General features: G+C 47.0%; 13 protein-coding genes. 4 read left to right on the top strand and 9 right to left on the bottom strand.

What is annotated here, in order from left to right; translation table 11 throughout:
* Positions 1-3: 3 nt before the first annotated feature.
* Both ICU98_RS00745 and ICU98_RS00750 read right to left on the bottom strand, forming a co-directional pair.
* Entirely contained in the window at positions 4-723 is a 720-nt protein-coding gene (locus tag ICU98_RS00745; protein ID WP_251365353.1) for a DsbC family protein, read from the bottom strand.
* Positions 716-1,990, bottom strand: a complete 1,275-nt coding sequence (locus ICU98_RS00750) for an FAD-dependent monooxygenase (RefSeq protein ID WP_215352262.1) — start codon at positions 1,988-1,990, stop codon at positions 716-718. Before ICU98_RS00750 ends, ICU98_RS00745 begins: the two co-directional genes overlap by 8 nt.
* A gap of 40 nt (positions 1,991-2,030) precedes the next feature.
* On the opposite strand from ICU98_RS00750, the gene ychF reads away from it, so the two are divergent.
* Positions 2,031-3,125, top strand: a complete 1,095-nt coding sequence (ychF, locus tag ICU98_RS00755) for a redox-regulated ATPase YchF (RefSeq protein WP_215352264.1) — start codon at positions 2,031-2,033, stop codon at positions 3,123-3,125.
* A 68-nt stretch (positions 3,126-3,193) separates the two neighbouring features.
* Here ychF and ICU98_RS00760 read toward each other — a convergent pair whose 3' ends face one another.
* From ICU98_RS00760 to rpe, 6 genes are all read right to left on the bottom strand, one after another.
* Positions 3,194-3,547, bottom strand: coding sequence for a hypothetical protein (locus ICU98_RS00760; RefSeq protein WP_215352265.1), 354 nt, complete (start codon positions 3,545-3,547; stop codon positions 3,194-3,196).
* Positions 3,548-3,625: 78 nt separating this feature from the next.
* The gene (gene trpC, locus ICU98_RS00765) at positions 3,626-4,438 is read right to left on the bottom strand and encodes an indole-3-glycerol phosphate synthase TrpC (protein ID WP_215352266.1); all 813 of its coding nucleotides are present in this window, start codon (positions 4,436-4,438) and stop codon (positions 3,626-3,628) included.
* A 13-nt stretch (positions 4,439-4,451) separates the two neighbouring features.
* Entirely contained in the window at positions 4,452-5,483 is a 1,032-nt protein-coding gene (trpD, locus tag ICU98_RS00770; protein ID WP_215353031.1) for an anthranilate phosphoribosyltransferase, read from the bottom strand.
* 5 nt (positions 5,484-5,488) lie between these two features.
* Entirely contained in the window at positions 5,489-6,058 is a 570-nt protein-coding gene (locus ICU98_RS00775) for an aminodeoxychorismate/anthranilate synthase component II (protein WP_215336804.1), read from the bottom strand.
* A complete protein-coding gene (gene trpE / locus ICU98_RS00780) occupies positions 6,042-7,547 on the bottom strand; it encodes an anthranilate synthase component I (protein ID WP_215352267.1) in 1,506 nt (501 codons plus the stop codon). Before trpE ends, ICU98_RS00775 begins: the two co-directional genes overlap by 17 nt.
* Positions 7,547-8,272 (bottom strand): ribulose-phosphate 3-epimerase, encoded by a 726-nt coding sequence (gene rpe, locus ICU98_RS00785; RefSeq protein WP_215352268.1) that lies wholly within the window; start codon positions 8,270-8,272, stop codon positions 7,547-7,549. Before rpe ends, trpE begins: the two co-directional genes overlap by 1 nt.
* Positions 8,273-8,321: 49 nt before the next feature.
* Here rpe and apaG point away from each other — a divergent pair, with 49 nt between their 5' ends.
* The 3 genes from apaG to ICU98_RS00800 all read left to right on the top strand — a co-directional run bounded on the left by apaG (position 8,322) and on the right by ICU98_RS00800 (position 10,773).
* Positions 8,322-8,696 carry a Co2+/Mg2+ efflux protein ApaG gene (gene apaG / locus ICU98_RS00790; protein WP_215336809.1) on the top strand — a complete coding sequence of 125 codons (375 nt, stop codon included), beginning with the start codon at positions 8,322-8,324 and terminating at the stop codon, positions 8,694-8,696.
* Positions 8,697-8,815: 119 nt separating this feature from the next.
* Positions 8,816-9,970 carry a murein transglycosylase A gene (locus ICU98_RS00795; RefSeq protein ID WP_215352269.1) on the top strand — a complete coding sequence of 385 codons (1,155 nt, stop codon included), beginning with the start codon at positions 8,816-8,818 and terminating at the stop codon, positions 9,968-9,970.
* Positions 9,971-9,996: 26 nt separating this feature from the next.
* Positions 9,997-10,773, top strand: coding sequence for an enoyl-CoA hydratase (locus ICU98_RS00800; protein ID WP_215352270.1), 777 nt, complete (start codon positions 9,997-9,999; stop codon positions 10,771-10,773).
* Here the strand turns inward: ICU98_RS00800 and ICU98_RS00805 are convergent.
* A complete protein-coding gene (locus ICU98_RS00805; RefSeq protein ID WP_215352271.1) occupies positions 10,770-11,960 on the bottom strand; it encodes a M20 aminoacylase family protein in 1,191 nt (396 codons plus the stop codon). The genes ICU98_RS00800 and ICU98_RS00805 overlap by 4 nt on opposite strands.
* Between the last annotated feature and the right edge of the window lie 29 nt (positions 11,961-11,989).

Genomic DNA, 11,989 nt, shown 5'->3' on the forward strand with positions numbered 1-11,989 from the left:
TAACTATTTGAGGCTAGCCAGCTTTTTCTCGATGTCAGCCAACTGCGCTGCGCCAGGGAAGCGACTGCCATCCATAAAGAAGATCGTAGGCGTGCCAGTAATCCCTAAAGTCTTTGCTAAAACAAGATTTTTCTCGATTGCTCCAGTATTGCAATCGCTTTTACCAGTGATAGGTACGCCATTGAGCATCCAATCCACATATGTTTTACTGGGATCGGCGGCGCACCAAATTTGTTTGGCTTTTTGTACTGAGTCTGCTGACAAAATCGGAATGAGATAGTTATAAATAGTGACGTTATCGAGTTGCTGTAAAGACTTTTCTAAGCGCTTGCAATAGCCACAATTGGGATCGGCAAAGATGGCTAACTGGCGGCTGCCATTACCGCGCACCACTTTGATGGCATTGGCGCTTGGTAAATCAGACCATTTAATTCGATTCAGATCACTTTGCCGTTGCTCGGTGATATTTTTACCAGTAGCAACTTCAATAATCTCTCCTTGAAGAAGATATTTACCATTGACGTCGGTATAGAACACATCATTACCTACTTGAACTTCATAAATCCCTGCAATTGGAGAAGCGGTAACAGATTTAATCTTGGCATTAGCACCTAATTTGCCTTGAAGCTCAGTTTTGATTTTTTGCTCAGACTGAGCATGGGAAAGATTTGCAAAACCGAGGCTCAAGGCAAGATATAAAAGGACTGGTAATAATTTATTCAAGATTGCTATCTCCAAGAGCCTGTTGAATCAGGCGCTGCTTCAAAAAATGACTTTTGTTTACTAGTCCTAGACCAAAGTTGCGGATGAAACGTTCTGTATTGCTTGAACCAGAAAATAATTTTTTTAATTTATCGGTAACCCAGAGCAAGGCGCTCATATCGCCTTGACGTTCACGCTCGTAGCGTCTTAGTAAATTGAAATCATTAATCGAGCGAAAGCTTTCGCGTTTCCCTAGAACATTTAGGAGCGTAGCAACATCGCGCAGTCCCAAATTGAGTCCTTGGCCGGCTAAGGGATGTATGACGTGTGCCGCGTCCCCAAGAAGAGCAACTTTAGGATCTTCTGAGGGCCCAATTAATCGTTCGGCACGCATTTTTCTTAAGGGAAAGCTAGTAGGCTGTGATCTCAGGGTTAACTCACCGAGTTGTTGAAAAATAGCCCCATTTGCGATTTCTGAAAACTGTCTACTCCACTCAGACTGGCTGAGCTTAAGTAAATGTGCGGCGTGACGATTTGATGTAGACCAGACCATCGATACTTGTTGATTGGGTAAGGGCAGCATCGCAATAATGTCACCGTCTGGCAGAAACCATTGGTAGGCAGTTTGTAAATGCGATTGGGTGCACTGCCAATTGGCTACGACTGCATTCTGCTCATAACTTTCTTCTGTGATTTCAATTCCGATGGCTGAGCGAATAAAGGAGTTGGCACCATCAGCAGCAATCACGAGCTTGGCAAAAATGGATTTTCCATTTTCAAGTTGTAAGTGAGCGCCGCCCTTGTCAACATGGATTTCAGCAATACTGGCACTTAAACGCTCTAATTTATTTTGAAAGCGTGACGCAGTATCTAAGGTATGTTCAATCACTTCAGATTCACCAATCCAGGCTAATTCGGAAACGCCTGCCTCGAAAGCCGATAAATGGAGTTGGTCTGTCCGCTCGCCCCGATCGCCATAAATACGCATATCTTTCACAACCTGAAGGCGAGCATGATCAACGGCATCCCAGACTTGTAGATGTTTTAGTAGAGAAACAGTTCCTGGCGAAAAGGCATAAATGCGCTGTCCCCACCCGGATCCGGCAGGGCTGGGAATGCTCTGGTCCAGCCCGGGAGCAATCTCTAAGGTTTGGAGCCCTAGTTGTGCGAGGCCCAGCGCCACTGCTTTGCCAACGATGCCCCCGCCAATGACAGCTACGTCAATCGACTTAGAGCCTAGGGGGTTGGTAGTGCTTACGAAAGCCTGTTTTTGATGAACTTCTGACATAACTCGATGATATCGAAACCAGCCCCTTTACAATGTAAACATGTCTTTGAAATGTGGCATCGTCGGCCTGCCTAATGTCGGCAAATCTACCCTGTTTAATGCGCTTACCAAAGCTGGTATTGCGGCTGAGAACTATCCTTTTTGCACAATCGAGCCTAATGTGGGCGTGGTCGAGGTTCCTGACCCCCGCTTAGCCGCCCTGGCTGAGATTGTTTCTCCGGAGAGGATCCTTCCTGCTGCGGTGGAATTTGTGGATATTGCCGGTTTGGTCGCAGGCGCCTCCAAAGGTGAAGGTCTAGGCAATCAATTTTTAGCGAATATTCGCGAGACCGATGCGATTACGCATGTGGTGCGCTGCTTCGAGGATCCTAATGTGATTCACGTGGCTGGCAAGATTGACCCAATTGCCGATATTGGTGTGATTGATACCGAGCTCGCTTTATCCGATTTAGCAACGGTTGAAAAGACCTTAAATCGGTCTTCTAAAGCAGCAAAGTCAGGTAATGACAAAGAGACTGCTGCATTGGTAGCGGTGCTGACTAAAGTCCAGGCTCACTTAGATTCCGCTTTACCGGTGCGCAGCCTAAAGCTCACTGATGAAGAGAAATTATTGATCAAGCCACTCTGTTTGATTACTGCCAAGCCTGCCATGTATGTGGCGAATGTGAAAGAGGACGGTTTTACCAACAATCCCCATCTTGAGGCCGTTCAGCAGCATGCGGCAAAAGAGGGTGCACCGGTTGTGGCAGTCTGCGCCGCAATTGAGGCAGAAATTGCCGATTTGGACGAGGCTGATAAGTCGGCCTTCTTGGCGGATCTGGGTATGGAAGAGCCTGGCCTAGATCGTGTTATTCGGGCCGGATATGCTTTACTAGGTTTGCATACTTATTTCACCGCTGGCGTCAAAGAAGTGCGAGCCTGGACGATTCATCAAGGAGATACTGCGCCACAAGCGGCAGGAGTGATTCATACGGACTTTGAGCGTGGCTTTATTCGTGCCCAGACCATTGCTTACGCTGATTTCATTCAATATAAGGGTGAATCGGGAGCCAAAGAAGCCGGCAAGATGCGTGCCGAGGGCAAAGAATACGTAGTCAAAGACGGAGATGTATTGAATTTCTTATTCAATGTCTAGATTGCTCAACTAAAACAACAAAGCCCGCTACATAGCGGGCTTTTTATTTGATACCAGAGAAGATTTGATCAGCTGGCTGCTTTAACGGCCTTTTCAAGACACTTCGAAAGCTCTTCATAGCGCTTAAGAGCAAGCTTAGTAGGAATAACCTCTTTCTTACGACCATCTTCATTTGCTGCCATCTTGATATATCCCATGGCACTCAAGGTCTTAAGACGACCATGCAGTGTAGCTTGCGAACCTAATGCTGAAAGTGAAATTAAATCGCCGACTAGCACTGATTTTTTCGCCTGAAAGTTCAGCACAATCGTATTGAGCAGGCTTTCTTCTGTGTGATCTAGCTTTTTGCCTGGCGCAATTCTGTCGATTGCATCAATGAGATTTAAAAATCGCAAGTAGGCGGAAGAGTTGGTATTTGACATTTTGTATTGGTGAAATGAACGTATCGTTCAGTATTAGCCTTAGAGCTAATTATATGCCTAATTGAATGCAAATACATTTCAATCCTTGCACTTGAAAAGTGCATTAAGCGCTTCACCAGGATTGGGCGCACGCATAAAAGTTTCGCCAACCAAAAAGCCATGAACATCATGATCTTGCATTAACTGGACGTTCTCGATATTTAATATCCCAGACTCAGTAATGACGATCTTCCCCTTTGGTATAAGGGGGAGTAAGGAGATAGTGGTTTGCAAACTCACTTCAAATGTTTTGAGATTGCGATTATTAATTCCGAGTAACGGCGTTTTTAATTCAAGTGCAGACTCTAATTCTTCAGCATCATGAACTTCTACTAATACATCCAAGTTTAGTTCGCTAGCGCACAGTTCAAGCTCTTTCATTTGGTTGAGATCCAGGGCTGCAGCAATGAGCAGAATGGCATCGGCACCAATGGCGCGAGCCTCGTAGACTTGATAGGGGTCAATCATGAAATCTTTTCTAAGTACCGGAATAGTGCAGGCAGCACGAGCGGCCTCTAAGTAAGCATTCGCCCCTTGGAAATAGTCGGTATCAGTTAAAACAGAGAGACAGGCCGCGCCATTAGTGGCATAGCTTTGAGCAATTTCAGCAGGATGAAAATGCTCCCGCAAAATACCTTTGCTGGGGCTGGCTTTTTTAATCTCGCTGATGACGGCAGGTTTGCCGCTGGCAATTTTCTTTTCAATCGCCGCTACAAACCCACGAGGTTTGAGTGACCCGTTTTGATTATTAGACTCTGCTTTGTTACGTTGCTGGGCAAGAGAAATCTGTTGTTGATCTCTGGCCACTTCCAGTCGCTTGGTCGCCACAATTCGGTCGAGAATATCGCTCATATATATCTAGTGCTTAGGATTGATTGCGATGACTCGCTGCGGTGAATGCATTGAGTTTTTGTAGCGCGGCACCAGATTCAATTGCTTGCTTTGCCATTGCAATGCCACTAGCAATATCTTTGGCTATATCAGCAACATAGAGCGTAGCCCCAGCATTCAGACAAACAATATCTTTGGCTGGACCTACTGCACCACTCAGGATATCTAGAATGATCTGCTTAGACTCCGAAGCATTTGCTACTTTGAAGCTAGCCGTGGGGGCGGTGGTTAGACCAAAATCTTTGGGGTGAATTTCATATTCGCGGACTGTGCCATCTTTAAGCTCACCTACTAAAGTGGCGCCCTCAAGAGAAATTTCATCAAGGCCGTCGCGACCATAGACCACTAGGGCATGTTTCATATTCAGCGCTTGTAGAACCCGCGCCTGAATCCCTACTAGATCAGCATGAAAAACGCCCATCAAAATATGCTGAGCATCTGCAGGATTGGTTAATGGCCCAAGAATATTGAAGATGGTTCGCACACCCAGCTCTTTGCGAACTGGGGCAACATTTTTCATGGCAGGGTGATGATTGGGGGCAAACATAAAGCCTGCGCCAATCTCAGCAATACATTGAGAGACTCCTGCTGGGGTCAGGTTCAAGTTGACGCCAAGAGCCTCAAGAACATCCGCACTGCCGGATTTACTACTCACGCTGCGATTGCCATGCTTAGCAATTTTTGCGCCAGCTGCCGCTGCAACGAACATGGCTGCAGTAGAGATATTGAAAGTATGGGCGCCATCACCGCCAGTACCAACTACATCCACTAAGTGCGCTTTGTCATCAACATGGACAGGGGTGGCAAACTCACGCATCACCTTAGCGGCAGCGGCAATTTCACCAACGGTCTCTTTCTTAGTACGCAAGGCGACTAATAATCCCGCAATCAAGGTAGGCGGCATTTCACCATTCATCATCATGCGCATGAGATAGGTCATCTCATCAGGAAATAACTCGCGGTGTTCGATACAGCGCTGGAGGGCTGCTTGAGGGGTAATGGACATGACGCTCATGATGAGGCCTGAAGGAAATTCTTTAAGAGAGCATGTCCATGTTCGGACAGAATTGACTCAGGATGAAACTGCACTCCTTGCACAGCAAGTTCGCGATGACGCACACCCATGATTTCTCCATCGGATGAGCTTGCGGTGATCTCTAAAGCTGCTGGTAAAGAGCTTCTTTCAATTGCCAAAGAGTGGTAACGGGTCACTGTAAATGGATCGGGCAAGTTCTTAAAAACGCCTAATCCCGTGTGATGAATTTGATCTGTTTTGCCATGCATTACTTTTTGGGCGCGCACAATCCGTCCGCCGAAGGCTTCGCCAATGGCTTGATGCCCTAAACAAACGCCCAAAATCGGAATTTGTCCTGCGTAGCGCTTGATAGTCGCTACCGAGATGCCGGCTTCTGCTGGGCTGCAAGGTCCTGGAGAGATACAAATACGACTCGGCTTAAGAGCGGCAATCTCTTCAACTGCAATTTCGTCGTTACGAACAACTTTTACTTCTTCACCCAGTTCAGCAAAGTACTGAACCAAGTTATACGTAAAAGAATCATAGTTATCAATCATGAGGAGCATCGAGTCCTCCTTGTACTAAATCTGCTGCCATTAAAACTGCACGGGCTTTCGCTTCTGTCTCTCTCCATTCGGCGGAGGGATCTGAGTCGGCTACTACGCCAGCTCCGGCTTGGGAATGTAAAACTCCATTCCGAATAACTCCTGTACGAATTGCAATCGCAACATCCATATCACCCGAGAAAGAAAGGTAGCCCACAGCGCCGCCATAGACACCGCGTTTAACGACTTCCATCTCATCAATAATTTCCATTGCCCGAATCTTGGGGGCACCCGATAGGGTGCCTGCTGGAAATGTAGCGCGCAGAACATCCATATTGCTCATATTGTCGAGTAATTGACCCTCAACTGAACTCACAATATGTTGCACATGAGAATATTTTTCAATCGACATAGAGTCAGTGACTTTGACTGAACCTGTTTTAGCAATCCGACCCACATCGTTACGAGCCAGATCAATCAACATCACATGCTCAGCAATTTCTTTGGGATCCGCCAACAGTTCTTTTGCTAGACGTTCATCCTCTTCTGGAGTGCTACCACGAGGACGTGTGCCAGCAAGCGGACGAATCGTCACCATCTTATTTCCCTCACGAAGCTCTTGTCTAACCAAAATTTCTGGCGAGGAGCCAACTACTTGAAGGTCCCCAAAGTCATAGAAGTACATATAAGGTGATGGATTAAGGGATCGTAAAGCCCTATACAGCGCCAAAGGAGAATCAGTAAACGGTTTGCTAATACGTTGGCCGATAACTACTTGCATGCAATCGCCAGCCAAAATGTATTCTTTGGTTTTGAGAACGGCGCTCTCAAAATCTGCCGCCTTAAAGTTACGCACCAATTCAGTTTTGCTACTTGGTCGAGAGGCAGGCATGCTGAAAGGTTTGCTTAAACATGCGAGTAATTCCTTCAAACGCGCTTGTGCTTTTGAAAAGCTATCGTTCTGAGAAGGATCGGCATAGACAATAAAATAAATTTTGCCAGCAACGTTATCAACTACTGCTAATTCTTCTGTGAGCATGAGTTGAATATCAGGCACACCCAGCTCGTCTGGGAGATTGTGTCTAGCGAGTTTTGCTTCGATATAGCGTACAGTGTCGTAAGCAAAATAACCTGCTAAGCCCCCACAGAAGCGGGGTAGCCCAGCTTGTAAGGCAACCTTAAAACGTTTGAAGTAAGCGTCAATAAAATCGAGCGGATTATCTTGATTGCTTTCTACAACCTTGCCATCAGTGACGATTTCAGTCAGAGGGGCAGTAGGTGTACCAGTAGTTCTTAAGATGGTTTTGGCTGGTAGGCCAATAAATGAAAAACGCCCAAAGCGCTCACCGCCCAAAACAGATTCTAATAAGTAAGTATTTTTCTTACCAAAGGCTTGAGTGAGCTTCACATAAAGTGATAGCGGTGTCTCAAGATCGGCCAATACTTCTTTTACCAAAGGAATGCGATTAAAGCCTTGCTTTGCTAAAGCATTAAATTCATCGAGCTGCATTACGCTTGTCCTGACTTCGCCAATTCTGAGCGCATCTCTTGAATAATATTTGCGTAATTGGGTTTGCCAAAAATCGCTGAGCCAGCGACAAATGTATCAGCACCAGCCTTTGCAACCTCAGCGATGTTATCGATTTTGATACCACCATCGACTTCAAGTCGTATCTTTCTACCGCTTTCCTGTTGATGGCGGTCTAAGCGAGTTCTGACTTGGGCTATCTTGCTGAGCGTGCTTGGAATAAATGACTGCCCACCAAATCCGGGATTGACTGACATGAGTAAAACCAGATCCACTAAATCCAGAATGTGATCGAGATGGTCTAAGGGGGTTGCAGGATTGAAAACTAAACCTGCTTGACAGCCGTGATCACGTATCAGATTCAGCGTGCGATTCACATGAGGGCTTGCCTCAGGATGAAAGCTAATGAGGTTGGCCCCCGCCTTGGCAAAGTCAGGAACAATTCGATCAACAGGTTCAATCATTAGATGGACATCGATGATTGCTGGCACACCATTTTTGATGGCGTGTGGTCGAATAGCTTCACAGACCAATGGTCCAATGGTGAGGTTAGGGACGTAGTGGTTATCCATCACGTCAAAGTGAATCCAGTCTGCCCCAGCAGCGAGAACCTCTGTCACTTCTTTGCCTAGACAGGCAAAGTCAGCCGACAAGATCGAGGGCGCTATGACAAAAGGCGGATTGGGGGGCAAATTTGGCTTATCCATCCCTAGATTCTAGCTTGCAGTTGTACTTTGGATGGAGCAGAATTGCGGCATGAATTCCATAGAGATCAGTATTACTGTGCACTCCCAGTACCTTCCAGAGCAATCTGACCCCGATAACCAACAATTCGCCTTCGCCTATACCGTGACCATTCGGAATTCTGGGGCGGTGAACGTTCAGTTGATCGCCCGTCATTGGTTCATTACGGATGGAGATGGAGGCGTCCAGGAGGTGCGTGGCTTGGGGGTGGTTGGTCAGCAACCGCTTTTAAGGCCAAACGAGCAATTTGAGTACACCAGCTGGGCGACTTTGCCCACTCCGGCCGGCACCATGAGAGGGGAATATTTCTGCATTACTGAGGAGGCTCAGTTCTTTCAGGCGCCTATTCCTGAGTTTGCCCTAGTGATGCCTAGAACTTTGCACTAGCAACTAGCTATTTTTTCCCTTTTCCGGTCCAAAGGACAATAAACAATAACAATCCCAGCGCAATGGCTGCCTCAAGGACAAAAAGAAGCATTGGGTATTCATCGAGTAAATTGGCAATCATGGCTTCTAAATTTCATCAATTATTGGGTTGTCTCAGTCGGCGCTACCTGAGTAGTGTATTCCTAGCGGCTATTTTGGGTTTGGTTGTGGGCTGCTCTGTGCCCCCCACACGTGGCCCGGGAACTTACTCCAGTGGTGGAGGGGCTCCCAGTTCATATGGCTCTCAGATAGCTACTTTTTCTGCAGTCTCATGGCAGGCTCTACCAGGATGGCGCGAGGATGATCTCAGCAAGGCTTGGCCTGCGTGGCTGAGGAGCTGCGAGGTCCTTCGGAAAAAAAGCGGCGAGATCAATTGGCGCGGAGTTTGTGCCCAAGCAAATACCCTTTCAGCGCGTGATACCCAAGGCATTCGTCAATACTTTGAAAGTCGTTTTCAGGTCTACGAAGTGCGTAATAGCAATAACGGTAGCGATACCGGCCTCATTACGGGCTATTACGAACCTCTCATGAATGGTTCGCTAACGAGAACAAATACATTTACCGTTCCTTTATATGCCTACCCAAGTGCCTGGAAGAAATCCAAGCCGATGCCTGCGCCAACGCGGGCGCAGCTACTGAGTTCAGGGGTTTTAAATGGCTCTGAAATCGCTTGGGTCCAAGATCCGGTTGCAGCAGCGTTTATGCAGGTTCAGGGTTCGGGAAAAATTCGTCTGCAAGATGGCCGTATTTTGCGTCTAGGTTTTGCTGGAACAAATGACCAGCCTTTTCAATCTTTTGCCCAGTGGTTAATTAGTCGCAATGCGCTTTCCAAGAGCCAGGCCTCGATGCAGGGTATCTCTGAATGGGCTAAGCGCAACCCAGGCCAAGTAGACGAAATGCTGAATGCCAATCCGCGCTTTGTTTTCTTTAAAGAGTTGCCGAGCGATGGCGGTGCTGATGTAGGTCCAGTTGGAGCCTTAGGGGTGCCACTGACTCCCGAAAGAAGTATTGCCGTTGATCTGAGGTCAATTCCTATTGGCGCGCCAGTATTTTTAGCGACCAGCAAACTATCGAATGGCGATTGGATTCAAAAGTTGGTCATGGCGCAAGATACTGGAAATGCCATTGTGGGCGGCGTTAGAGCAGATTTCTACTGGGGATCTGGTGATGCAGCGGCAGAGCTAGCGGGCCATATGAAGCAAAATGGCAAGATGTGGTTACTATTGCCTCGTTAAGACAATCTTCTTGCTGGAAGGAAATCATGAGTAATCAAAATATATTGACTGAGGTGGATGGTAAGGTTGCCATCATCACCCTGAATCGACCTCAGGTCCTCAATGCGATTGATAACGACTTGATGGATGAGCTTGTTTCTGCTTTGCAAAAATTCGATGCCGATGATCAGATTGCATGCATGATCGTGACGGGAAGCGAAAAAGCGTTTGCCGCAGGAGCGGATGTTTCTAAGATGGCAAGCCTGAGCTTTAACGAAGTCTATCGCCAAGAATTCATCACGCGCAATTGGGATCAGATTAGAAAAATTCGTAAACCGATCATTGCTGCAGTATCTGGTTATGCGCTTGGCGGTGGCTGTGAGCTAGCTATGATGTGCGACATGATCATGGCCTCAGAAACCGCTAAATTCTCCCAACCCGAAATTAAGTTAGGAATTATTCCAGGCGCTGGTGGCACCCAACGCTTGCCCCGCGCTGTCTCTAAATCGAAAGCAATGGATCTCGTATTAACCGGCCGCATGATGGATGCAGCTGAAGCTGAGCGAGCAGGCTTGGTTTCTCGAATTTTTCCACAAGCGGATTTCTTGAAACAAGTGATCGCAGTTGCGCAGGAGATTGCATCGATGCCTTTATTGACCATCATGATGGCCAAGGAAAGCATCAATACTGCTTATGAAACGACGCTCTCTGAAGGAATTCATTTGGAACGCCGTTTATTCCACAGTTGCTTTGCTACCCATGATCAAAAAGAAGGCATGGCAGCTTTTATTGAAAAACGCCCAGCGAAATTTACGAACTCTTAAGCTAGATAGCGCTGAGCGAGTTTGACCCAGTAACTCACTCCAACCGGAATGAGCGCATCATTGAAGTCATAAGACGGGTTGTGTAAGTGACATGGTCCCATGCCATGACCTGCCGAGCGATGGTCCCCGTCGCCGTTACCTAAGAAGACGTAGCATCCCGGCTTCTCTAGCAGCATAAAAGCAAAGTCTTCAGCACCCATAGTGGGATCAATATGCATATTCACCCGATCTTCGCCTACGAGTTCTTTCATCACTTCGCCAGCAAAATGAACTTCTTTTGCATGATTAATGAGTGGAGGGTAGTTGCGTGAAAAGACAATTTCGGCGTGACAGTCAAAAGCATTGGCCACATGTTCTGCAATTTCACGTAGTCTTTGCTCCATTAAATCTAAGACCTCTAAGGTAAAGGTCCGAATAGTGCCACCAATAAAGGCGCTGTCTGGTATTACATTGCTGGTCTCACCAGCATGAAACTGGGTCACAGATAAAACGGCGGCATCAACCGGACGTTTATTGCGAGTAATAATGCTTTGCAAGGATTGAACTACTTGCACTCCAGTGAGAACGGGATCTGCGCTATTGTGTGGAAGTGCGGCATGACCACCTTTGCCTTTGATCGTAATTTCAAAAGTATTACTAGAGGCCATCATGGGGCCAGTAGTAACACCAAAATTGCCTTCAGCTAAGCCTGGCCAATTGTGAAGGCCAAAGACGGCGTCACAAGGAAACTGTTTAAATAGGCCATCGTTGATCATTTCGCGGGCGCCAGCACCACCCTCTTCGGCAGGCTGAAAAATAAAGATCACACTTCCTTTGAAATCTCGATGATTGGATAAATATTCAGCAGCTCCGAGCAACATTGCGGTATGACCATCATGGCCACATGCATGCATTTTTCCAGCGTATTGAGATGAATGTGAAAAAGTGTTGTGCTCTTGCAAGGGCAGAGCATCCATATCGGCGCGCATGCCAATCATTTTTCCTGGACCGAGCTCTCCATTAATACGACCGACCACCCCAGTTTTTCCGAGGCCACGGAAGACTTCAATCCCCCAGCTCGAGAGTGCTTCAGCTACGAGTTGTGAAGTGCGATTCTCTTCAAAGCGTAATTCAGGGTGGGCATGGATATTGCGCCGAATTTCTTGAATTGCGCTTGAGGAATCAATGATCTCAGGGAGTAAACGCATCCCTTCATCTTAGCCGAAAGTGATGGAAA

Source organism: Polynucleobacter sp. MWH-P3-07-1, from assembly GCF_018687555.1.
Taxonomy (GTDB): Bacteria; Pseudomonadota; Gammaproteobacteria; order Burkholderiales; family Burkholderiaceae; genus Polynucleobacter.

Excerpts from the sequence above, each read along its gene's own strand:
- ICU98_RS00750 (WP_215352262.1), bottom strand. The coding sequence starts at position 1,990 with ATGTCAGAAGTTCATCAAAAACAGGCTTTCGTAAGCACTACCAACCCC.
- trpD (WP_215353031.1), bottom strand. The coding sequence starts at position 5,483 with ATGTCCATTACCCCTCAAGCAGCCCTCCAGCGCTGTATCGAACACCGC.
- ICU98_RS00800 (WP_215352270.1), top strand. The coding sequence starts at position 9,997 with ATGAGTAATCAAAATATATTGACTGAGGTGGATGGTAAGGTTGCCATC.
- apaG (WP_215336809.1), top strand. The coding sequence starts at position 8,322 with ATGAATTCCATAGAGATCAGTATTACTGTGCACTCCCAGTACCTTCCA.
- trpE (WP_215352267.1), bottom strand. The coding sequence starts at position 7,547 with ATGCAGCTCGATGAATTTAATGCTTTAGCAAAGCAAGGCTTTAATCGC.
- ICU98_RS00775 (WP_215336804.1), bottom strand. The coding sequence starts at position 6,058 with ATGCTCCTCATGATTGATAACTATGATTCTTTTACGTATAACTTGGTT.
- ICU98_RS00795 (WP_215352269.1), top strand. The coding sequence starts at position 8,816 with ATGGCTTCTAAATTTCATCAATTATTGGGTTGTCTCAGTCGGCGCTAC.
- rpe (WP_215352268.1), bottom strand. The coding sequence starts at position 8,272 with ATGGATAAGCCAAATTTGCCCCCCAATCCGCCTTTTGTCATAGCGCCC.
- ychF (WP_215352264.1), top strand. The coding sequence starts at position 2,031 with ATGTCTTTGAAATGTGGCATCGTCGGCCTGCCTAATGTCGGCAAATCT.
- ICU98_RS00805 (WP_215352271.1), bottom strand. The coding sequence starts at position 11,960 with ATGCGTTTACTCCCTGAGATCATTGATTCCTCAAGCGCAATTCAAGAA.
- ICU98_RS00760 (WP_215352265.1), bottom strand. The coding sequence starts at position 3,547 with ATGTCAAATACCAACTCTTCCGCCTACTTGCGATTTTTAAATCTCATT.
- trpC (WP_215352266.1), bottom strand. The coding sequence starts at position 4,438 with ATGAGCGATATTCTCGACCGAATTGTGGCGACCAAGCGACTGGAAGTG.